The 22,195-nt window shown below is 61.2% G+C and carries 21 protein-coding genes; 17 read left to right on the forward strand and 4 right to left on the reverse strand.

Annotation, left to right across the window (positions count from 1 at the left end; genetic code table 11):
* Positions 1 to 26 precede the first annotated feature (26 nt).
* The 4 genes from ASF84_RS13415 (at position 27) to ASF84_RS13430 (ending at position 5,186) form a co-directional block, all read left to right on the forward strand.
* Complete coding sequence (locus ASF84_RS13415; protein WP_056839133.1) at positions 27 to 866, forward strand: ABC transporter ATP-binding protein; 840 nt, start codon at positions 27 to 29, stop codon at positions 864 to 866.
* Positions 863 to 1,855, forward strand: a complete 993-nt coding sequence (locus ASF84_RS13420; protein ID WP_056839135.1) for an ABC transporter substrate-binding protein — start codon at positions 863 to 865, stop codon at positions 1,853 to 1,855. Before ASF84_RS13415 ends, ASF84_RS13420 begins: the two co-directional genes overlap by 4 nt.
* A 7-nt stretch (positions 1,856 to 1,862) precedes the next feature.
* Complete coding sequence (locus tag ASF84_RS13425; protein ID WP_056839136.1) at positions 1,863 to 2,612, forward strand: ABC transporter permease; 750 nt, start codon at positions 1,863 to 1,865, stop codon at positions 2,610 to 2,612.
* Positions 2,613 to 2,801: 189 nt separating this feature from the next.
* Entirely contained in the window at positions 2,802 to 5,186 is a 2,385-nt protein-coding gene (locus tag ASF84_RS13430; protein WP_056839139.1) for a hypothetical protein, read from the forward strand.
* 154 nt (positions 5,187 to 5,340) lie between these two features.
* Here ASF84_RS13430 and ASF84_RS13435 read toward each other — a convergent pair whose 3' ends face one another.
* From ASF84_RS13435 to ASF84_RS13445, 3 genes are all read right to left on the reverse strand, one after another.
* The gene (locus ASF84_RS13435) at positions 5,341 to 6,672 is read right to left on the reverse strand and encodes an OprD family porin (protein WP_056839141.1); all 1,332 of its coding nucleotides are present in this window, start codon (positions 6,670 to 6,672) and stop codon (positions 5,341 to 5,343) included.
* Positions 6,673 to 6,735: 63 nt separating this feature from the next.
* Positions 6,736 to 8,286, reverse strand: a complete 1,551-nt coding sequence (locus ASF84_RS13440) for an MFS transporter (RefSeq protein WP_056839144.1) — start codon at positions 8,284 to 8,286, stop codon at positions 6,736 to 6,738.
* Positions 8,287 to 8,295: 9 nt separating this feature from the next.
* Complete coding sequence (locus ASF84_RS13445; protein ID WP_056839146.1) at positions 8,296 to 9,504, reverse strand: aspartate transaminase; 1,209 nt, start codon at positions 9,502 to 9,504, stop codon at positions 8,296 to 8,298.
* 286 nt (positions 9,505 to 9,790) lie between these two features.
* Between ASF84_RS13445 and nac the strand changes: the two genes are divergently transcribed.
* From nac to ASF84_RS13505, 12 genes are all read left to right on the forward strand, one after another.
* Positions 9,791 to 10,696 carry a nitrogen assimilation transcriptional regulator NAC gene (gene nac / locus ASF84_RS13450; RefSeq protein ID WP_056839147.1) on the forward strand — a complete coding sequence of 302 codons (906 nt, stop codon included), beginning with the start codon at positions 9,791 to 9,793 and terminating at the stop codon, positions 10,694 to 10,696.
* Positions 10,697 to 10,810: 114 nt separating this feature from the next.
* Entirely contained in the window at positions 10,811 to 11,224 is a 414-nt protein-coding gene (locus ASF84_RS13455; protein ID WP_056839149.1) for an acetyl-CoA carboxylase biotin carboxyl carrier protein, read from the forward strand.
* A gap of 32 nt (positions 11,225 to 11,256) precedes the next feature.
* Positions 11,257 to 12,609: an acetyl-CoA carboxylase biotin carboxylase subunit gene (accC, locus tag ASF84_RS13460; protein ID WP_056839150.1), complete on the forward strand. Its 1,353-nt coding sequence runs from the start codon at positions 11,257 to 11,259 to the stop codon at positions 12,607 to 12,609.
* Positions 12,606 to 13,262: a 5-oxoprolinase subunit PxpB gene (gene pxpB, locus ASF84_RS13465; RefSeq protein WP_056839152.1), complete on the forward strand. Its 657-nt coding sequence runs from the start codon at positions 12,606 to 12,608 to the stop codon at positions 13,260 to 13,262. The genes accC and pxpB overlap by 4 nt, the downstream gene beginning before the upstream one ends.
* The gene (locus ASF84_RS13470) at positions 13,259 to 14,233 is read left to right on the forward strand and encodes a biotin-dependent carboxyltransferase family protein (protein ID WP_056839154.1); all 975 of its coding nucleotides are present in this window, start codon (positions 13,259 to 13,261) and stop codon (positions 14,231 to 14,233) included. Before pxpB ends, ASF84_RS13470 begins: the two co-directional genes overlap by 4 nt.
* The gene (locus tag ASF84_RS13475; protein ID WP_056839156.1) at positions 14,230 to 14,622 is read left to right on the forward strand and encodes a hypothetical protein; all 393 of its coding nucleotides are present in this window, start codon (positions 14,230 to 14,232) and stop codon (positions 14,620 to 14,622) included. Before ASF84_RS13470 ends, ASF84_RS13475 begins: the two co-directional genes overlap by 4 nt.
* On the forward strand, positions 14,619 to 15,392 hold the full coding sequence (locus tag ASF84_RS13480) for a LamB/YcsF family protein (RefSeq protein ID WP_056839157.1): 774 nt from the start codon (positions 14,619 to 14,621) through the stop codon (positions 15,390 to 15,392). The genes ASF84_RS13475 and ASF84_RS13480 overlap by 4 nt, the downstream gene beginning before the upstream one ends.
* 93 nt (positions 15,393 to 15,485) lie before the next feature.
* Complete coding sequence (locus ASF84_RS13485; protein WP_056839159.1) at positions 15,486 to 16,238, forward strand: SDR family oxidoreductase; 753 nt, start codon at positions 15,486 to 15,488, stop codon at positions 16,236 to 16,238.
* A 109-nt stretch (positions 16,239 to 16,347) separates the two neighbouring features.
* Complete coding sequence (locus ASF84_RS13490) at positions 16,348 to 17,049, forward strand: amino acid ABC transporter permease (RefSeq protein ID WP_056839161.1); 702 nt, start codon at positions 16,348 to 16,350, stop codon at positions 17,047 to 17,049.
* A 6-nt stretch (positions 17,050 to 17,055) separates the two neighbouring features.
* Positions 17,056 to 17,799, forward strand: a complete 744-nt coding sequence (locus ASF84_RS13495) for an amino acid ABC transporter permease (protein ID WP_056839163.1) — start codon at positions 17,056 to 17,058, stop codon at positions 17,797 to 17,799.
* A 23-nt stretch (positions 17,800 to 17,822) separates the two neighbouring features.
* Complete coding sequence (locus ASF84_RS13500; RefSeq protein WP_177339473.1) at positions 17,823 to 18,551, forward strand: amino acid ABC transporter ATP-binding protein; 729 nt, start codon at positions 17,823 to 17,825, stop codon at positions 18,549 to 18,551.
* A 58-nt stretch (positions 18,552 to 18,609) separates the two neighbouring features.
* Positions 18,610 to 19,443: an ABC transporter substrate-binding protein gene (locus ASF84_RS13505; protein WP_056839167.1), complete on the forward strand. Its 834-nt coding sequence runs from the start codon at positions 18,610 to 18,612 to the stop codon at positions 19,441 to 19,443.
* A 375-nt stretch (positions 19,444 to 19,818) separates the two neighbouring features.
* Here ASF84_RS13505 and ASF84_RS13510 read toward each other — a convergent pair whose 3' ends face one another.
* Complete coding sequence (locus ASF84_RS13510; RefSeq protein ID WP_056839169.1) at positions 19,819 to 20,733, reverse strand: LysR family transcriptional regulator; 915 nt, start codon at positions 20,731 to 20,733, stop codon at positions 19,819 to 19,821.
* A 343-nt stretch (positions 20,734 to 21,076) separates the two neighbouring features.
* On the opposite strand from ASF84_RS13510, the gene ASF84_RS13515 reads away from it, so the two are divergent.
* On the forward strand, positions 21,077 to 22,099 hold the full coding sequence (locus ASF84_RS13515; RefSeq protein WP_056839171.1) for a zinc-dependent alcohol dehydrogenase family protein: 1,023 nt from the start codon (positions 21,077 to 21,079) through the stop codon (positions 22,097 to 22,099).
* The last annotated feature ends 96 nt before the right edge of the window (positions 22,100 to 22,195 follow it).

A 22,195-nucleotide genomic window follows, 5' to 3' on the forward strand; every position in this document is an offset into this window, starting at 1 on the left:
TTGTAAACGACCTGATCGCACTTGCCATGTCTTCCCAGTCTCCAAAACCAAACCCGCCGACCAATGCCTTGAGCGTTGAAGCGATCAGCTTCAGTTACGCCAATGGTCATCAGGTGTTCGACCAGTTCAGTCTCAGTGCTCGTCCGGGGGAATTCGTCGCGATTCTTGGCCCTTCAGGGTGTGGCAAAACTACGCTGCTCAACCTGCTGTCAGGTTTTCAGCAGCCGAGTCAGGGACAGGTTCAAATCAATGGCAAGCCGATACGTCCTGAGCGCGAAGAACTGGGATACGTATTCCAGTCACCTCAACTCTTTCCATGGCTGAGCGCGTTGGAAAATGTCCGCTTCGGCCTGCGTATGGCGGGGCAGGGCAGCGTCGGCGAGCAGCGCGATAAAGCACTTTCGTACTTACGGCTGGTAGGACTGGAGCACGCGGCGCAACGGTTGCCTCAGCAGTTATCCGGAGGGATGCAGCAGCGCGTCTCGCTGGCCAGAACGCTGGCATTAGAGCCCAGCGTATTGCTGATGGATGAGCCTTTTGCAGCCCTGGACGCTATCAGTCGCAATAGCATGAACGAAGAAATCCTGCGCATCTGGGCGCAGCTGGGTCAGACCGTTTTGTTCATCACTCATGACATTGATGAGGCGGTTTTTCTGGCTGATCGCGTGGTGGTGCTGAACATCGCCCCTGGCGGTATTCACAGCGAACTGCAGGTCGATTTGCCCCGTCCGCGCAGTAATCTGCAAACCCGCCGCTTGCCAGCGTTTCTTGACTATCGCAATGAACTCATGGCGCATATTTCCCACGTCATGGCGCAGGCTCCTGGCGCCATTCAAACTTATTCCTCACCCGAGTTGACCGCATGATCAGACGCACGCTCCTGGCCGCTTCTCTGGCTGCTTTTACTTTTGCCAGCAACGCTTCGGCCGCTGATCAACCTCTGCGTATCGGCTATGTCTTTGCCATGGCCAACGCACCGGCGCTGATTGCTGACAAGGAGGGTTTCTACAAGCAGGAAGGGCTGAACGTAGACCTCAAGGCGCTGAGTGACGGCCCGGTGATCCAGCAAGCTCTGGCGGCAGGCGAACTGGACGTCGCCTATGTGGGGACGCCACCGGTTTACCAATGGTACTCACGGGGTCTGAAAAGCACGATTTTGGCCAAGGTCAACTATGGCCAGGCAGCAGTCATCGTCGATAACAAAAGTCCAATCCACGATTTGGCCGGGCTGAACGGCAAGAAGCTGGCGGGTGTCAAGAAAGGCAGCGGCATGGACGTGCTCTTGCGTGGCTACGTGCTCAAGGAAGCCGCCGGTCTCAACCCGGACAGCGATGTCGACATCATCGACATGCCTGCGGGCAACATGAATGCAGCGCTGGAGCGGGGCATCGTCGATGCCGCTTTCACCTGGGAACCCTTTGTCAGCCAAGCGCTTTTGCGTGGCAATAGCCGGGTGCTGTTCGATGTGAACCAGGCGCTGCCGCAATACCCGTGGTATGTGGTCATTGCATTGCCCAAGACGTTGCAGGATCGCCCGGATGATGTGGTCAAGCTGCTCCGTGCACACCGCAAAGCCGTAGATTTTCTCAATCAGCATCCCGAGGAGTCGAACACAATAATCGCCGAGGCTTTCAAGCTCGAGGCCGTTCAAAGCGCCGATGGTAAAACTATCAGCCCAGAGCAGATTGTCGCGCAGGCACGCTCGCGCCTGGGATGGTCAGCCGATTTGCAGCCCTCTGATCTCCAGTTCATCCAGCGCCTGATGAATGACTCGACGCAGCTGGGCTTCATGAATACCCACCTGGATGCCAAAGATCTGGTGGACACTTCTTACCTGGATAAAGCCTCGCGCTGAGCCTCTGATGTCGATACCAAAACCCAACTGGGGCTGGGCCTCGCTACCATTTTTGCTGGTGGTCTGGATCATCCTGGCTTCACGCTTCCCGAGCTATGTGCTGCCGCAACCCTGGGTGGTTGCCCAAGAGGCGATCCGCTGGATCAACGATGGATCGCTGTGGAAGCAATTTCGCGCCAGCATGCTGGAGGAGCTGGCCGGATTTACATCCGCCGTTCTGGTCGCTGTGCTACTGGGCACGGCTGGTGGGTTGTCGCGCCGTTTTCGCGACTTCATCGCGCCGCTCAATAGTCTGTTCATGGCGATTCCGCCGATCGCTTGGGCTCCGCTGATTTTGATCATCTTTGGCCTTGGATTCTTCTCCATTGTGCTGGTGATCTTCATCGCTGCGGTATTTCCCATGGCGGTCACTATTCAGGAAGGTGTGCAGAGCATTCGCGGTGGAGAAGTACGCGCCGCGCGCACTCTGGGTGCCAATACCCGGCAACTGCTGGCTCATGTCTACCTGCCCGCTTCGCTGCCATTTCTGACTGCAGCCCTGCGCATTGGCTTCAGCCAGGGATGGCGTGCGCTGGTGGCGGCCGAAATGATCGGCGCTTCTCAGGGCATCGGCTGGATGGTTTCCATGGGGGGACAAATCGGCAACAGCAGTCAGGTCCTGCTCGGCATCGCCTTGATCGGCTTGCTGGCGTGGCTGATGGAGAGCCTGGTTTTCCGCCGTATCGAGCGTCACTACCAGGCGTGGCGTGCCCACTAGGCTTTGTACGTAAAGTGGCTGCGCTCGGCCATGCGGCGTTAAAAATCGACTCGCAATGTTCATTGACACGTGTCAACTGCGCTTGCTCGCCGCTTTTTGCCTTGCCTGACCTTCGCTCACCGACTTTTCGTACAGAGCCTAAAACGTTCTTTGCGAACCGCTTCTATCAGATTCCTCATGAGGTGCATTTTGACGACTTCCTTCGACCCACGCGACGCTGGCGAATACACCGCCCCAATCGGCCTGTATGAACGCAACAAGGCCCGGCCGTTTCTGGGCAGTATCACCGGCGACCGACAAACACTGGTGGCCGGACAGTGGGACGAGATCACCCTGACTTACGAGGTGGGTGCCAGCGGGCTGGCGGATGGTGCCTGGTTAAAGCTGGCGTTCAAGTTTTATTCCGATTGGGCATTGTTTCAAACCTCCAACCCGTCGGGGCCTAATTATGTCAGTGCCGAGTATCAGGCAGGCGATCTAGTGCCGGGGCAGAGTCAGGCCACCGTGCAATACCTGAAGGTGCGTTTTGATCAGAAGGGGCATGAGCGGCCTTTTCAGAAGGCGATCATCATCGACATTATCGACGGCTATCTGAATCCGGGTGATCGTATCGTCATCCGCCTCGGTGATCGTCGTCAGGGCGGGGCGGGCACTCGTGTGCAGAGCTTTGTCGAAAAAGACTTCCGGTTGCGCCTTTTCATCGACCCACTCGGCAGTTCGAAATTTGCTGAAGTTCCAGGTGATCTGTTGTGGGATATCGTGCCGGGTGTCGCGAGTCAGTTACAGGTCATTGCGCCGCGACTGGTCAGCAGTGAAGAGGCTTTTGATGTTTTGCTGCGGGTCGACGATGCCTGGGGTAACACCTGCCGGCAGTTGCCGTTACAGGGCAGTCTGCTACTGGTTTCTCCTGATGGGGCCGAGCGCGACATTACGTTCACGCTCGCCAGCGAGGGCTGGGCTGTGGTGCGGTTGCCCGCGCTGCGCTTGAGTGAAACCGGAGAGTGGCAGTTGCGTGCACAGGTTACCGATGCCCGTGTGCGACCTGCCCAGGCGTTCATCAACGTTGACCCGCAAGGCGTCGGTCTACGGCCACTGTATGCCGACCTGCATGTGCATTCCGATGATACCGTCGGCACCAACGACACCCTTTATAACCTGAGCTATGGCCGTGATGTCGCAGGTCTGGACGTGCTGGGTTACACCGCCAATGACTTCAACATCACTGAGCAGCGCTGGGATCAGGCGGTCAAACTGATTCATGAACTGAATGAGCCGGGACGGTTCGTCTGCTATCCGGGGACTGAGTGGTGTGGCAACTCCTGTGCTGGCGGCGACCGTAATGTAGTGTTCTTGCATGATCGCAAACCGGAGTTTCCCTTCGATAATCAAGGTCGTCTGGTTCGTTCTTTCGAGTGGAACGAGTTCACTGCCGGCACCATCAAGCCAGGAGCGTGGCCGGTGGATGAGCTATACGCAGCTTATGCCAAGGATCCGGAGGGGCATTTGATGATGCCCCATGTGGGCGGACGGCGTTGCAACCTGGACTGGCATCATCCTGCTCTTGAGCGTTTGATTGAGGTCGGCTCGGCGTGGGGACAGTTTCACTGGGTGTATGCCGAAGCTTTACAACGTGGTTATCGAGTGGGTGCGGCAGCCAACAGTGATGAGCACCAGGGGCGTTGCGGCGGTGGCGTGCCTGCTACTGCAGTCTTTGGCTCCCGAGGCGGTTTGACCGGCGTATTGTCGGCAGGTTTTGATCGTAAAAGCGTCGGCCAGGCCTTGCGCGCCCGTCGCACTTTCGCCACCACTGGCGAGCGTTCGTTTGCCAGTCTGAGCTGCGGCGAGCAGCTCATGGGTGAAGTGTTCACGGCCTCGGAAGAGGCCACCCTCGACTACCGTTTGCTCGGAGAAAGCGGCTGGGAGCAAATCGATCTGTTCGATGGCGAGCAATTGATCTGGTCACGCAACTTGCATGAAGAGCTCGGCCTCAGCAGCCAGCGTATTCGCTTGCGTCTGGGCGGCGCGCGGATCAAGGATCGTTACCGTGGAGCCTACTGGGCTGGGGAAATTCGCGTGACCGGCGCTGTCATCAAGCATTTCGCAGCCTGTGGCCTGGATCACCCCGAACAGACGGTATGGCGTCAGGACTCGACCAGTCTTGCGTTCCGCACGGACACCAACGGTGATACCGACAGCATCGAGATTGAACTGTCCCAGTTAGCTGGCGCGCGTCTGAAAGTTCGCAGCCGAATTGACAACTACACAAAGGTGGGTGATCCGGCAAACCCGGAAGCGTTTGTGCACGCTCCCAATGTTGAGGTGGCACTGACCGGGGATGATTTGTTAGCTCAGGGGCAGCACGTTGTACAACTGCCAGGTGCAGAACTGAAATTATCGTTGGAGCGCATGACTGCCCTGACTCTGCCGCGAGAGATTCAGGGGGAGATTCAGCTCTCGGAGCTGCGTTTGCAGCCAGGCCGCGAACATCCGTTGTTCATCTGCGCACGTCAGCGCGATCAGTCGCGGGTCTGGACGTCGGCGTTATTTTTGACGTTGCCTACAGCAGGGTGCTAAAGGCAATACAGGTCAGTCAGACGAAATGAAGATTGTCCGGACTATCCTCCTGTAAATGACTCAGGAGGACATGCCTGTGGCTCGGGCACGGAAGTCCTTGCGGACTAACAACACACGATTGAAGAAACCCGACGTCACGTCGGGTTTCAGGGCCTTATAGAATATTCAGCGGGTAACTCACAATGACCCGATGCTCATCGCTGTCGCGCTGTGTCGTCACTTCGGTGCGCAGTGAAGCATGGCGTAACGCGATGCTCAAATTTTTCAGCGGCCCTTGCTGGATGACATAGCTTACCGTCAGGTTGCGTTCCCACTCGCGTTTATCGCCCGTTGGCGTGCGGATATTCGAGCCGCTTTCGTACATGCCCATGAAGCTCAGGCCCGATACGCCTACGCTGGCAAAGTCATAGCCGTAACGCACCTGCCAGGTGGTTTCCCCGGCGCGCTGGAATTTGCCGATCATCGACTCGGTCATGAAGTACGCGGTGGAACCGTCACCCTGATTCAGCCACACCGCGTCGCTGTCGCCGCTGACCTGTTGCAGGCCGGCGGCAATCGTGTGGCCGTTGACCAGGTAGGTAAACAGGGCGCTGCTCAGGCGGCTGTCGACCTTGCCCTTGGTCACGCCGTCGCCGTAGTAGCCGAAGGTGTAGAACGCCGGCTCGTTGTCGTTGGCACCGTCGGAGCGGTTGTCGAAGTGGCGCAGGTCGGTGCGCAGGGTGCCCGGGCCGATCTGCCAGTCGTACTTGAGGCCTAGGAAGTTCTGCTTATAAAAGTCCTGCAGGTTGCTGTAGTAGTACTGCAAGGTGAGGTCTTTGGTGGGTTTGTAGTCGACGCCGCCGTAGTAGAACTTGTTGACGAACTTACCGCTGACCGCGTTGTTGGCGCCCGGGATCGACATGCCCATCTGGTTACTCGAGCCACGACCCTTCACGTGTTCCAGCTGGCCGAGAGTGAAGGTGAAATGGTCCAGGTCCCTGGACTGGACCTGTCCGCCATTGAAGGTCTGTTGCAGCATGCGGTCGGTGGACATCACCACCGGCAGCATTGGCACCAGTGTGCCGTATTTCAGCTCGGTCTTGGCAAAGCGCGCCTTGGCGGTGAGGCCCAGGCTGCCGAACTCGTCCACCGCGCGGCCATCGTGATCGGTGGGGAACACGTTGCCGTTGAACGCGGTACTTTGTGGGTTGTAGTGGCGGCCCTTGCCGGAGTCCAGGCGCACGCCGAACATGCCGATAGCGTCGACACCGAAGCCCACCGTGCCTTGGGTGAAGCCCGACTCGAAGTTGGCGATAAACCCCTGGCCCCATTCCTGGGTGTAGTTGGGGTTGGCGGCGCCGCTGCGGTTGTCGGCGTTACTGAAGAAGTTGCGGGCCAGCACATTGAGCTTGCTGTCTTCCACCAGGCCGGCGGCATAGCCCTGTTGAGCAATCAGCAGGCCACAAAGACCGGCGAGCATTGTCGGTGCGCGATTGAAAAGCTCCATCGGTGTCATCCCCATGTGTGTTTGGTTTTTTTGAGGGCAGTCAAAAGCTGCAGTGAAGGCTTTCTATTTGTTTTGAGGAGCAGGTTGTTCCGGAGCAACGGTGGCCGGCACGACGTACAGTCGCACCGGCGGCAAGCGGTACAGGATGAACAGCGCCAACACGCCGATCCCGGCGCACAGCAACAGGCCGACGCCCACGGACTGTGCCAGTGCATCGCGGGCCAGGTTCAGCCACGGCGAGGCATCGAGGTTGGAATGCAACAGCGTTTGTGGGTCGGCATACACGGCAATACCCTCGGCGTGATTCGCCGCGAGAAACACCCGCTGCACGTTGGCGCTGTACAGCAGGTTGACCAGCACCCCCATACCTGCGGTGCCGAGCAGCCCGCCGACCAGGCGCAGCGACTGGATCAGCGCCGTGGCAATCCCCAAGAACTGCCGTTCGGCCAGGGTCTGGGTGAAAACCGTGAGGTTGAGCAGGATAAATCCCAGCCCCAGGCCTGCCAGCAGGATCAAACCGAGCAACAGGTTGAATGAGGCCCCGCGCCCGACCACGGCCAGGCCCAGGCACGCCAGCAGCAGCGCGACAAAGCCCGCCAGCGGCAAATGGTTGGGGTTGCGCAAACGGGTCACGATGCGGCTGTTGGCGATGGCTCCCAAGGTGATGCTCAACGCCAGCGGTGTGATCAACAGGCCGGCGTCCTTGGGCGAGTAGCCGTAAGCGCCTTGCAGTAACAGCGGCAGGTAGAACAACAGCGAAAACATGATCGCGCCGGCTGCCACCGACAGCACGAACAACAATCGCAGGCTTGGCAAACTGAACAGCGCTGCCGGCAACAGGGCATGCGGGCAACGCCGCTCCCACTGCCACAGCGCGGTGATTGCGGCCATGCAGCCCACGCCCAGGGTGGCGCTCAATCCCAGGCTCGAATGTCCCAGCCACTCCACAAATAGCTGCAGGCTACCCAGGGCCAGCGCGATCAATAGCGCACCGGGCCAGTCCGGGCGAATGCCGCTACGCTGTTGCGGGCGGTACCAAGGCAGAAAGCGCCAGGCGATCAACAGCGCCAGGCACCCCAGGGGCAGGTTGAGGTAGAACACCGAGCGCCAGCCAAAGGCGCCGGTCAGGTAACCCCCCAGGCCCGGACCGATGGCATTGACCACGCTGAACAGCGCACTCAATAGCATTTGCCAGCGCAGGCGTTGACGGGTATCGGGAAACAGTTCAGGAATGCAGGCGAACGCGGTGCCGATCAACATACCGCCGCCCACGCCTTGCAAGGCGCGGCCGATCACCAGCACCAGCATGTCATTGGCCACGGCGCATGCCAGTGAGGCCAGGGTGAAAATCAGCGTGGCGGCGAGTACGAACGGCTTGCGCCCGTAGTAATCCCCCAGTCGCCCGAAAATCGGAATGGTGACGATGGACGCCAGCAGGTAACCGGTAGCAACCCACGCATAGAGTTCAAAGCCATTGAGCTCAGCAACGATGCTCGGCAAGGCGTTGCCGATCACCGTCTGGTCGAGTGCCGAGAGCATCAGCACCAGGGAGATGCCGAGCATGGCCAGCAAGGCTTGTTGGAAACTCAGGGGCGGATGGGCTGCCACAGTCATGGTCGGCCCTCAGCGCAACGCAGCGACGGCGGCTTTGATGCGCGCACAGCCTTGGTCGAGGGTGGTGATCGCGGTAGCGATCGACATGCGGAAAAACGGCGCCAGGCCATACGCCGTGCCCGCCACCACCGCCACGCCCTGGCTTTCCAGCAGGTACATCACTATCTCGCTGTCGTTGTGCAGCACTTTGCCGTCGGGTGTGGTCTTGCCCAGCAGGCCGGCGCAATTCACATACAGGTAGAACGCGCCATCAGGCTTGCGGCAACTGAGCCCGGGAATTGCATTGAGCAGCTTCAGGCAGCGGTCGCGGCGTTGCTGGTAGACCACCACGCTGTGCTTGACGAAGCTTTGGTCGCCGTTGAGCGCTTCCACCGCCGCCGCCTGGCTGATCGAGCAGGCGTTGCTGGTGGACTGTGACTGCAGGGTGGCCATGGCGTCGATCAGGTCGGTGGGGCCTGCGGCGTAGCCGATGCGCCAGCCGGTCATGGCGTAGGTCTTGGACACGCCGTTGACCACCAGGCTGCGCTCGCTCAAGGCCGGCTCGATAGCGAGGATGTGTGGGTTGTCCAGGCCGTCGAAACGGATGTGCTCGTAGATGTCATCGGTCATCAGCAGCACATGGGGATAGTCCAGCAGCACATCGGCCAGGGCGCGCAATTCGCTGTGGCTGTAGCTGGCACCGGTGGGGTTGCTGGGGGAGTTGAGCAGCAGCCAGCGGGTACGGGGGGTGATTGCCGCGCGCAGTTGTCCTGGGGTCAGCTTGAAGCCGTTGTGTTCAGGGCAGGCGAGGGGCACAGGTTCGCCTTCGCAGGCCAGCACCATGTCCGGGTACGACACCCAGTACGGCGCCGGGATCAGCACCTCATCGCCAGCGCCAAGGGTAGCGGCGAAAGCGTTGAAGATCGCACTCTTGGCGCCGCTGGTCACCAGCACTTGCCGGGCGGTGTAGGTCAGGGCGTTTTCCCGCGCCAGCTTATCGACGATGGCCTGGCGCAGTTCCGGGGTACCGGCGTTCTGGGTGTAGCGGGTTTCACCGCGCTCAATGGCGGCACTGGCGGCCTGGCGAATATTGGGCGGTGTATCGAAATCCGGCTCGCCCACCACCAGATTGATAATGGACTGGCCCTGGCGACGCAGCTCGTTGGCGCGGTCGGACGCGGCGCTGCTGGGCGATGGTTTGATGCGTTGCATACGGGCGGCGATGCGGGAGGCAGTCACGGGCGTTCCTCGTTGATGGTGTTGACGGGGTCACAGTACGAGGGGTGGGAGAGGGCGCCATAAGATGAGTTTGTTCTGGTTTGATAGGCAGTGCTTATGGCTGGGGTTGCGCTGTTGTGGTGCGTCCAGTCCTGGCTGCTCCGGGCGGGTGCTTTGGGTGGGGGATCAAAGGCAGCCATAGCAAAGCCTTATGGCTAGTTGTGCGGCTGGCCTGTCTTTTGCAAACCTGTCAGGTGTACAAAAATCCTTCAAGGCATCATTTTTCCCTTACATGAGCACCGCTATTTTGAACCTGCGCCGCCTGAAGTATTTCGTGAAACTGGTCGACATCGGCAGCATGACCCAGGCCGCCGATGTGCTGCATGTGGCGCAACCGGCGTTGAGCCAACAACTGGCGACCCTGGAAGCGGAGTTGCAGCAACAGTTGTTGATTCGCACCAAGCGGGGCGTCACGCCGACTGAGGCGGGCAAGGTGTTGTATGGTCATGCGCAGATCATCCTGCGGCAGTGCGAGCAGGCCCAGAGCGATATCAATGCCACCGGCCAGGCGTTGTCCGGGCAGGTGTCGGTGGGATTGGCGCCCGGTACTGCGGCGTCGGCGCTGTCGTTGCCGTTGCTGCGCACGGTGCGTGAGCGCCATCCGGGCATTTTGCTGTACCTGAATGAAAACTTCGGCACCACCTTGAGCGAACTGATCATGAACGGTCGCATGGACATGGCGGTGCTCTACGGTGGGCGTGAGGTGCATGGCTTGAGTTTTGTCTCGCTGCTACGCGAGCCGTTGTATCTGGTGAGTGCCGAGCCGGGAATTGCCCGTAGCGAAGCGATCCCGCTGGCCGAACTGGCCAATATGGACATGCTGCTGCCGCGTCCCTACAACGTCATGCGCCGGTTGGTGGATGAAGCCTTCCTGCGCATTGGCCTGAGTGCGCGGGTGGTGGCCGAGATCGAGTCGTCCACCACGCTCACCGCTGCGGTGGCCGACCATTTCGGATCGACCATCCTGCCCGAGTCGTCGGCGCGGGTGATGGTGGCGGCCACTTCGGCGCATATGTGCCGCATCGTCGAACCCGAGGTGGAGGCACCGTTGGCGCTGTGCCTGTCGGGACATTTGCCGTTGTCGGTGCCGGCCCAGGCGGTCAAGGCGATCCTGCTGGAGCTGGTGGCGAAGATGCGTGGCAGCCTGATTTGAGCAGTCATAAGGTCGGCTTATCACCCCAAAGCCAAAGCGTCTTGGCCGCTTTTCGGGGGGCTCTGTAGATTGGGCCCATCCACTCAAGACACGCTCGACAGGCAGGGGCCATACATGGATTCAGCACGTATCAAGGGGTTGATGGATTTGTTGGCCGAATCCGATCTGCTGGAACTGAGCCTGACCGAAGGCGACAGCACGCTGCGGCTGTTCAAACAGGCGGGTCAGGTGATCACCAGCGTCGCGCCGATCGGGACCGCCGCGCCCAAAACCGCAACCCCCGTGGTCAGCACCGCCGTGGAGATCAAGGCCAGCCTCTATGGCGTCTTGCACTTGACACCCGCCGTCGCAGAGGCGCCGTTTGTCACGGTGGGCCAAGCCATCGAAGCCGGCCAGACGGTGGCGGTGATCGAGGCGATGAAGATGTTCCATCCGGTCAAGGCCAAGGTCGCTGGCAAGCTGATTGAGATCCTCGCCCATGCCGGCGTCGAAGTGGAAGCGGGCCAAGCCCTGTTCCGGCTCGGTTGACCCCACGCGTATTCGTTATTCAGGTGAATTCAATGTTCGACAAAGTGCTGATCGCCAACCGTGGCGAAATCGCCCTGCGCATTCAGCGTGCCTGCCATGGCCTGGGCATCAAGACTGTGGCGGTGCACTCCGAAGCGGACCGCCATGCGCAGTATGTGCAAAACGCCGAGGAGTCGTTGTGCATCGGCCCGGCCGCACCGGGACTGAGCTACTTGAACCAGACGGCGCTGCTGTTTGCCGCCAAGGTCAGTGGCGCTCAGGCGATCCACCCAGGTTACGGGTTTCTGTCGGAAAACGCCGGGTTTGCCGAACGCATCGAAGCGGCCGGACTGACCTTTATTGGGCCGAGTGCCGCGTGCATTCGCACCATGGGCGACAAGGTGGCAGCCAAGCGCGCCATGCGTGAAGCCGGTGTTCCGTGCGTGCCGGGGCCGGATTCGAGCATGCCCACCGACGATGCGAGCATCCTCGCCATTGCCGCTGAAATCGGCTACCCGGTGATCGTCAAGGCCGCCGGTGGCGGCGGTGGTCGTGGCATGCGGGTGGTGCAGGAGGAGGCCGAGTTGTTGGCCGCTATCGGCCTTACCCGCGAAGAAGCGCGGTTGGCGTTCGGCAACCCTGAACTGTATATCGAGAAATTTCTCGGTCACCCCCGGCATGTGGAAATCCAGGTGCTATGCGATGCCCATGGCCATGCGATCTGGCTCGGCTGCCGCGACTGTTCCCTGCAACGCCGCCACCAGAAAGTGTTGGAAGAAGCGCCGGCGCCAGGCATTGATCCCGCGTTGATCGCCACGGTTGGCGAACGCTGCGCCGAGGCCTGCCGCCGTCTCGGCTATCGCGGCGTGGGCACTTTCGAGTTTTTGTATGAGAACGGCGAGTTCTTCTTTATCGAGATGAACACGCGCCTGCAGGTCGAACACCCGGTCACCGAGATGACCACCGGCATCGATATTGTCCAGCAGCAACTGCGCATGGCGCGCGGTGAAGTGTTGAGTGTGCGCCAGGAAGACGTGCAACTGAACGGTCACTCCTTGGAGTGCCGCATCAACGCTGAAGACCCGCTGACCTTTATGCCGAACCCCGGCCTGATCCAGCGCTGGGAAGTGCCGGGCGGCTTTGGTGTGCGGGTCGATTCCCATGTCACCACCGGCTACCGCGTCCCGCCGTACTACGACTCGATGGTCGCCAAGGTCATCACGCACGGCGCCACACGCGAGGAAGCCATGGCACGCATGCGCCTGGCCTTGAGCGAGATGGTTGTGGACGGTGTCAGCACCAATATTGCGCTGCACCGCGACATTCTTGATGACCCAGCCTTTTGCGAAGGCGGCGTCGATATTCATCACCTGGAGCGCTGGTTGCAGCAAAGGAGTCCGACATGAACACCGCCCCTGTCATCAGCCTGCTGGGCTCCAGCGCCTTGTTGTTCGAGGCGCCGGGTGAACTGGACCTGGCCGCTCAGCAGCGTATCTGGCGCTTGGCCCTGCAAGCTGGCGAATGGCCCGAGATCCACGAAGCCGTGCCCGGCATGAATAACCTGATGCTCACCTTCCTCACACCGCCTCGTGAACTGAACGGCCTGTGCCAGCGCCTGCTGGAGGCCTGGGAACAGAGCCAGCCGCTGCCCCTGGAGGGACGCATCGTCGAATTGCCGGTGGTGTACGGCGGCGAGTTCGGCCCGCACATGGCGGACGTGATTGCCCACACCGGACTGGATATCGAGACCATCGCCAACCTGCACTGCGAACCGCTGTACCCGGTATACGCCCTGGGCAGCCACCCCGGTTATTGCTACCTCGGTGGCATGGATCCGCGCCTGGCCACGCCACGGCGCCAGGTTCCGGTGCTGAATATCGGGGCGGGCTCGGTGTCCATCGGCGGGGTGCAGACCGGGGTGTCCGCCTCGGACGGCCCTAGCGGCTGGAACACCATCGGCCGCACTGAAATGGCGTTTTTCGACCCCGCCCAAACCCCGCCCGCGATCTTGCGACCAGGTGATTTCCTGCGCTTGCGCATCGAGAGGATCATTCGATGATCGAGATTTTATCGGCCACCGCCCTGGCCACCGTGCAGGACTTCGGCCGCTTCGGCCGCCTGGGTTATGGCGTGGGCACATCGGGCGCCATGGACCACCTGGCCCTGGCCTTGGGCAACCTGTTGCTGGGCAATCCCGAAGACGCCGCCGCGATTGAAATGCCGCTGTTTCCGTTCGACGTGCGGCTGCTGCAGGACTGTGCCTTCGCGGTGACCGGCGCCGCTTGCGACGCTACCCTGGACGGCCAGCCCTTGCCACCGAACTGGGTGTGCCAGGGCCGTGAAGGCCAGATCTTGAGCCTGGGCTATCCGACGTCTGGCAGCCGTGCCTATCTGTGTCTGGCGGGTGGTGTGGATGTGCCGTCGGTGCTGGGCTCGCGCAGCACTCAATTGCGCGGCGAGTTCGGCGGCCTCGACGGCCGCGCTCTGCAACAGGGTGATCGGCTGAGGGCGCTGCGCCCCGGTATCAGCCCATTGCCATTGGATGTCGGGGTGTTGGCACCAAGTCAGGCGCTGCCGTTGCAGGTCGACGGGGTGCCCGCCGTGCGCGTGTTGCCTGCCGCCGAATACGAGCGTTTCCAAGAAGGTTCCCGCGCGGCGTTCTGGGCCGGTGAATGGAAGATCACCACCCAAAGCAATCGTTACGGCTACCGGATGGAAGGCCAGCCGCTGCTGCCCATCGCCCCGATGGAAATTCGCTCCCACGGCATCGTGCCGGGGGTGATCCAGGTGCCCCACGGCGGCCAGCCCATTATCCAGATGCGCGACGCCCAGCCCAGCGGCGGCTACCCCAAGTTCGGCAGCGTGATCGAGGCCGACCTCTGGCGCCTGGGCCAGGCGCCCATTGGCGGCAAGGTGCGCTTTATCGAGTGCAGCTACCTGGAGGCCGTCGAGGCCCTGGAAACCAATCGCGCGTATCTGCGTGAAGTCAGCCGCCTGCTGGAACTGCACCGCGAAGGAGTGAAAGCATGACTCTTGAGGAAATTCGCCAATTGGCGCTGTGGCTCAAGGAGTACCACTTGGCCGGTGCCGAACTGAGCGGCCCCGGTGTGCACCTGACGCTCAAACGCGGTACCCCGGCCGCTGCTGTTGCGGCGCCAGCCGTCGCCGAGGTGCAGGACCAGATGCTGCGCACCACCGGCCTGGGGCGCTTGCTGCTGACCCATCCCCAACTCGATCAACCGTTCGTGGCGGTGGGCGATCAGCTCAGCGCCGGGCAACTGGTTGCGCTGCTGCAAGTGGGGGCGTTGCTGCTGCCCTTGCGCGCACCCCGCGCCGCGCGGGTTGTCGATGTGCGTGTACCGTGCGGCACCACCGTCGGCTACGGCGAAGCTTTCCTTGGTGTGGAGTACCCCGCATGAAGATTGATTTGAACGCCGATCTGGGCGAAGGCTTCGGCCCGTGGCGCATGGGTGAGGATGAAGCACTGATGCGCCTGATTTCATCGGCCAATGTAGCCTGTGGTTTTCATGCCGGCGACCCGCTGATCATGGACAACACGGTGCGCCTGGCCAAGGACGGTGGCATCGATCTGGGGGCGCATGTGGGCTTCCCTGACCTGATGGGCTTTGGCCGTCGGCAGATGAACATCGAGACCAAGGAACTCGTCACCCATGTGATCTACCAGCTCGGCGCGCTCGCCGGGATCGCGGCGGTCAATGGCCATCGCATGACTCACATGAGCTTCCACGGCGCTCTGGGCAATATGGCCGCAGCCGATGCGGCGCTGGCCGAGCCGTTGGTGCGGGCGGTGGCGGCGTTTGACCCGACCCTGATCATCAGCTCCTCCAGCAGCCGCGCCATTGAGGGTGCTGCCGAGAAGTGCGGCCTGCGCGTCGCCACCACGTTTCTCGCCGACCGCGCCTATGACGATGATTGTCTGCTGGTGCCGCGCAAGGTCGACGGCTCGATTATCAAGGCGCCGGCAGCGGTGCTGCGCCGGGTGCGGCAGTTGTTGGAGGAGGGCACCGTGACCGCCCTCAGCGGCAAGGTGCTGCGGGTGCCGGCCCATTCGATCCTGTTGCATGGCGACACCTCCGGTGCGGTCGAACTGGCGCGCACCATTCGCGCTGAAATCGAGCAACTGGGCGGGCGCATCACGCCGATTTCCCAGCTGCTGGCCGCATCATAAGCAGGCCTTATCGCCACACAATCATTGCGTCTTGGTCCAGCGCCCGAAGGCTGGATAGAGTCGAACCATAACCCGTAGCACAAGGACCACCCCATGCCATTTTCCGACTACAAAACCGCGCTGGTCACCGGGGCTTCCTCCGGCATCGGCGCCGCCGTTGTCGAGCGTCTGTGCGAGGAAGGCGTGCAGGTGCATGCCCTGGCCCGCAGTGCCGACAAGTTGCAGGAACTGGCGGCCAGGACTGGCTGCATCGCCCACCCCATCGACGTGACCGACCTTGACGGGCTGACCAAACTGTTTGCCGAAAACACCTTCGACATCCTGGTCAACAACGCCGGCGTCGACAAACCCGGCTCCCTGCTCAAGGCCGACGCCGACGGCATCGACCTGCTGATCGACGTCAACCTGCGCGCCGTGTTGCACTTGGCACGGCTGGCGCTGCCGGGCATGGTCGAGCGCGACTGCGGGCACATCATCAACATCAGTTCGATTGCGGCGGCCTATAACTTTGGCGGCAACTCCACCTACCACGCGACGAAGGCGGCGGTGAGCATGCTTTCTCGCCAGTTGCGCATTGATGCGTTCGGCAAGCGCGTGCGGGTCACCGAAATCTGCCCTGGCCGGGTCGCCACGGATATTTTTGCCCACGTGCACGGCGATTCCGAAGCCACCTTCAAGCGCTTCGTCGAGGGCTTTGAATTGCCCCAGGCCGCGGACATCGCTAATGCCATCGCCTTCGCGATCGCCGCGCCGATTGCGGTCAACATCGGGCACATGGAAATCACCCCGACCTTGCAGGTGCCGGGCGGGCTTTCCACCGCACGGCCCCAGGACTACCAAGGCTGAATGCCAGCCCCAGCAAAAGAACGGATCAATCCGTCAGCGCTGCATCCCGCCACGGCCACGCCGGGTGATTTTGATTTCTGCCCTAGCCCAATGCCGATAGGGATTGACCATGAAGCAAGACTTCGATTTGGCCGCGATTCTGCAAGGCGAGTACGCCGAGCTGATCGTCAAGGGCATCGAAATGACCTTGCAGCTGGCGTTGTTTGCCTGGCTGCTGGCGATGCTGCTGGCGCTGACACTGGTCACGGTGCGCCTGACAGGTAACACGCTGGCCGACCGCCTGGTGGCGGGGTATGTGTCGTACCACCGCAATGTGCCGACCCTGGTGCAACTGATGCTGTGGTACTTCGGCGTGCCGACGGTGCTTGGCGAGTCCACACAACTGTGGCTGGCCAACTACAACACTGAATACCTGTTCTCGGTGATCGCCCTGGGCCTGTGCCAGGCCGCGTATTTCTGTGAAGACATGCGCAGCGGTCTACGCGCCATTCCCGACGGGCAGACCGAAGCGTCCAGGGCCTTGGGCCTGGGCTACGTGCGTTCGATGCGCTACGTGATCCTGCCCCAGGGCGTGCGCAACTGTCTGCCGTCGCTGATCAACCACACCGTGCTGCTGTTCAAGAACACCAGCCTGGCGATGGCAATCGGCGTGATGGAGCTGACCTACGCCAGCCGCGAAGTGGAGAACTACACGTTCCGCACCTTTGAGTCGTATCTGCTGGCCACGGTTTTCTACCTGGTTTTTTCACTGCTGCTGATGGGCGCGGGGGCGTTGCTCGCCCGCCGCTTCAGCAAAGCCCTGGCGAGGTAGACCGCGATGTTCGATATGTTTTCAATCGTGCAGCAGAACTGGACGCTGTTCCTGATCGGCCAATACCCCCACGGTCCGCTGGGCGGCCTGGCGAGTACCCTGATCCTGGCGGCGCTGGCGTTGTTGCTGGCGTTCCCGTTCGGTCTGCTGCTGGCCTTGGCGCGGGTGTCGCCGTGGAAGGGTTTGTTCTGGGTCGCCACGGTGTGGGTCTACGTGCTGCGTGGCATCCCGTTGCTGATGGTGATCTTCTGGACCTACTTCCTGGTGCCGTTGCTGATCGGCCATAACATCACCGGCTTCATGACCATGCTTTGCACCCTGGTGATCTACCAGAGCGCCTATCTGTGCGAAATCATTCGCGGCGGCATCCAGGCGCTGCCGGCCGGGCAGTACGAGGCGTCTCGCGCCCTGGGCCTGGGCTATGTGCGCACCACGGTCTGGGTGATCCTGCCCCAGGCGCTGTACAACGCGCTGCCGAGCCTGATCAGCCAGTTCATCTCGATCATCAAGGAAACCTCCCTGGGCTATGTGATCAACGTGCAGGAAGTGACCTTCGCCGCCAACCAGGTCAACAACCAGCTGCTGACCAAGCCGTTCCAGGTGTTTTTCATCCTGGCGATCATCTACTACCTGCTGTGTTTTGGCCTGACCCGCCTGGCCGGTTGGGTGGAGCAACGTATTGCCCGTAAGCGCCTGGGCGATGGCGGGCAAACCGTGGCGGGCGGTCCGTTGCTGACCACCGATAATTGAAGAGGGCTGCGCTCATGCATCCAATGATCATGTTTTCGAAAATCAATAAATGGTACGGCGAGTATCAGGCGCTCACCGACATCACCGCCGAGGTGCAACCCGGTGAAGTGGTGGTGCTGTGCGGCCCGTCGGGCTCAGGCAAGTCGACCCTGATCCGCACGGTCAACCGCCTGGAAGACATTCAGGCCGGCCAGATCCTGTTCGACGGCCAGGACGTGCACGGCACTGATGCGCAGATCAACCGCCTGCGCAGCCGCGTGGGGTTTGTGTTCCAGAGCTTTAACTTGTTCCCACACCTGTCGGTGCTGGAAAACATCACTCTGGCGCCGAACAAGCTGCGCAACCTCAAGGGCGCCGCGGCCAAACAGAAGGCCATGGAATTGCTCGACCGCGTCGGCCTGGCCCACAAGGCCGGTGCCTATCCGGCGCAGCTCTCCGGCGGCCAACAGCAGCGCGTGGCGATTGCCCGGGCATTGGCGATGGAACCGCCGGTGATGCTGTTCGACGAGCCCACCAGCGCCCTCGACCCGGAGATGGTCGGTGAGGTGCTGAGCGTCATGAAGGGCCTGGCCAAGGACGGCATGACCATGATGTGCGTGACCCACGAGATGAACTTCGCCCGCGAAGTGGCCGACACCATCTGGTTTATGGACGCCGGGCAGATTCTGGAAAAGAGCAGCCCCGACGCCTTCTTCGCCCAGCCTTCGCACCCGCGAGCGCAACGTTTTATCGCCGACCTGCGGGCCCATTGAGCTGCGGCGGCTTTGCTCTCTCTGCCATTTTGCTGGTTCAACTTTCTGGAGATTTCCCATGGGTATGAAGCATCTTTTTACCGCACTGGCATTGGGGCCATTGGCGATCGCCGTCGCACAGGCCGACCAGTTGAGCGACATTATGGCCAAGCAGTCCCTGAGTTGCGGCGTCTACGCCGACGTGCCGCCATTCTCCGCGCCGGACCCCAAAACCCGCGAGCTGGTGGGCATGGATGTGGACCTATGCAAAGCCCTTGCCAAGACCATGGGCGTGGCCCTGGAACTCAAGCCGCTGTCGGTTGAAGCGCGGATTCCCGAAGTGAAAATGGGCCGCGTCGACGTGATCTTCGCCAACCTGGCCTACACCAAGACCCGCGCCGAACAGATCCAGTTCAGCGACCCGTACTACATCGCCAAGGAAACCTTGGTGGTGCGCGTGGCGAATGCCGACCAGCCGAAAAGCTTCTTCAAGGACAAGCGCATCAGCTCCACCAAGGGCTCCACCTCCGAGCAGTCGATCCGCCTTGCCGGGGCTACCCCAGTGACCTTCCAGGACACCGGCTCGGCCTACATGGCGTTGCAACAGAACAAGGTGGTAGGCCTGGTGACCAACACCATGACCGCGCTGAAACTGGTCAACCAAGCCAGGGCCAGTGGTGTCGAGCTGGCCCTGGCCAAGGAGCCGATGGCCCTTGAACCGATTGGCGCCGGAATGCGCCGCGATGAGCCGGCGTTTCTGGCCAAGGTCAACGAGTCGTTGATGGCGATGGAGAAGGCTGGGGAGATTGATGCGATCTGGGAGCGTTGGATCGGGCCGAACACTGAGTACAAGATGGTGCGTGAAGACAAGGTGCAGAGCTTGAGCGCGTTGAAGTTTGATCCTTTGCCCTGAGCACATCCCAGTAGAGGGAATGCCGGAATCGTACAGCGGTTCTGGCTTTTTATGTTCCTTATACATTTGAAGGACTGTGTAGTCATGCATTTCCCAATAGCGCCACTGCCACCGAGCAACACGATGCTTTAAAAACACGGCGTGTTTACCTGGTTCGGTCAGAGAGCAGATCAAGGCATCGCTGAGTTTTCGTTTGAAAACAACCACATGATCTGGGGGCATCAGTGGGGGCATCCTTTTTAAGGAACCAAAATTTGCCCCCAATAATGCCCCCATGAGTCGTGGAATCCATTGGATTTAGACAGGCGGCAATAGACTGATTTTCTGGATAACTTAATGTTATGAAACGGCTTTATGGAATTTAATGGAATTCCATCACAGACTCTCAGGATCCCCAAAAAACATCTGAATCCGCGACCTCAACCACCTCTCCGCCGGGTCATTGTCCTGTGCCCCGCGCCAGGCCATGTGCAACTCGAAGGTCTGCGACTCCAGCGGCAGGTCCTCGGACCTGACCCCGCCGTTGGCGGTCAGCACTTCGGCGGCATAGTCCGGCACCGTGGCAATGATGTCGGTGCCGGCCAGCAAGGTCGCCAAGCCGTTGAACTGCGGCACCGCCAGCACTACATGGCGCTTGCGCCCCAGTTTTTCCAGGTATTCATCCATGAACCCCGACAGGTCGCCGGCAAAGGACACCAGGGCGTGCGGGCGGTTGCAGAAGTCGTCCAGGCTCAGCGGGCCGGGGATGGTGTCGGCGCGCAGCACTTGTGGGCGGCTGCGGCGCAGGACCTTGCGCTTGGCATTGGCCGGCAGGTCGCTGGTGTAGCTGACGCCCACCGAGATTTCGCCCGAGGCCAGCAGGGCCGGCATCAGGATGTAGTTGACCCGGCGCACCACCAGCACGATGCCCGGGGCTTCGGAGCGCAGGCGCTTGAGCAGTGAGGGCAGCAGGGCGAATTCCACTTCATCGGACAGGCCGATGCGGAACACGGCATTGCTGGTGGCCGGGTCGAACTCCGAGGCGCGGCTGACGGCCGTGGAAATCGAGTCCAGGGCCGGTGACAACAGGCTGAAGATTTCCGTGGCCCTGGCAGTGGGCTCCATGCTGCGCCCGGTGCGCACGAACAACGGGTCGTCGAACAGCCCGCGCAGGCGCGACAGGGCGGCGCTGATGGCGGGCTGGCCGAGAAACAGTTTTTCGGCGGCACGGGTCACGCTGCGCTCGTGCATCAGGGTTTCAAAGACGATCAGCAGGTTGAGGTCGACACGACGCAGGTCATTGCGGTTCATACGTGGGGGCTCGGGCCATTTGTCGATTCGGACATGTCGCGTAGGGCTGTAGGAAAACGCCTTGTATCGACACCGGTGCGCATAGTACGGGCAAACGGCACGGGGGCGGAACGATTAATTCGTACGGGGCAGGATGCGGGTCAACGGTGTCGAACGGTTGCAAAGTGCCGGCCACATGCGAACAATGGCCGCCGCCTGTGCCGGGAAGGGAACGTCTCGACAGCAGATCGTATCTATTGCGAATCGATGACAGGCATGTCGACTATTAACAGCCACTGACTGGTTCTGCCGGGAAAGCCCGGATAAAGTGCAGGGCATCTAGGTTCAAAAGGCGAGGTTCTCAATGTCCCGCACGATCCGTTTTCACCAGTTTGGCCCGGCCGAGGTGCTCAAGCTCGAAGAGCATCCCGCCGCGCTGCCTGCGCCTGGCGAAGTGCAAATACGCGTCCAGGCGATTGGCATCAGCTGGTACGACGTTCTCTGGCGGCAGAACCTGGCCAGTTCCAAGGCGCGCCTGCCGGCAGGCCTGGGCTATGAAATGGCCGGTGTGGTGACGGCTGTGGGCGTCGGTGTCGAGGACCTGGCGGTGGGCGACAAGGTGGCCAGCTTTCCGGCAGCCGACCCCAACCAGCATCCGGTGTACGGCGAAGTGATCGTGTTGCCGCGTACGGCCCTGACCCGCTATCCCGACGTGCTGACGCCTGCCCAGGCCAGTGTGCATTACACCCCCTTGCTGATTGCTTATTTCGCCTATGTCGATCTGGCGCGCATCAAGGCCGGGCAGACCGTGCTGGTGACCGACGCCAGCCACTGCGCAGGACCGTGCTTTGTGCAACTGGGCAAGGCCCTGGGCGTGAAGGTCATTGCCGCCACCAAGACCGCCGATGCCCGCGACTACCTGTTGTCGCTGGGTGCCGACAAGGTGGTGGTTACCGAAGAGCAGGACCTGTTGATGACCATCAACAAATACACGGCCAATCGCGGTGTGGATGGGGTGTTCGACGGGCTTGGCGGGCCGCAGATGTCGCTGATGGGCGATGTGCTCGCGCCGCGTGGCAGCCTGGTCCTGTACGGCCTGCAAGGTGGCAACCAGACGCCGTTTCCGGCCTGTGCAGCGTTTCAGAAGAACATCCAGTTCTATGTGCATTGCCTGGGTAACTTCACCGGCAAGCCGGAGCTGGGCATTGATCAGGACGCCGAGTCGTTGCAGCGCGCCTTGCGCGACATCAACCAATTGACTGCCGATCGTGTGTTGCAGCCGCTGGCGATTCGCCCGTTTGCCTTTGAGCAAGTGGTGCAGGCACACCGTTACATGGACGGTTGTCCGATTGGCGGGCGAGCGGTGCTGGAAGTGACGACTGACTGATCACGTTGGCGCGGTTAGCAGCTACTTTTCTTCAGGCCGATACAGTAAGGCCGAATTTTTAGAGCATTCCCCAAGTCAAGGCATTGATTGTTTCCA

Origin of the sequence: Pseudomonas sp. Leaf127 (assembly GCF_001423155.1) — a bacterium.
Lineage (GTDB): Bacteria > Pseudomonadota > Gammaproteobacteria > Pseudomonadales > Pseudomonadaceae > Aquipseudomonas > Aquipseudomonas ovata.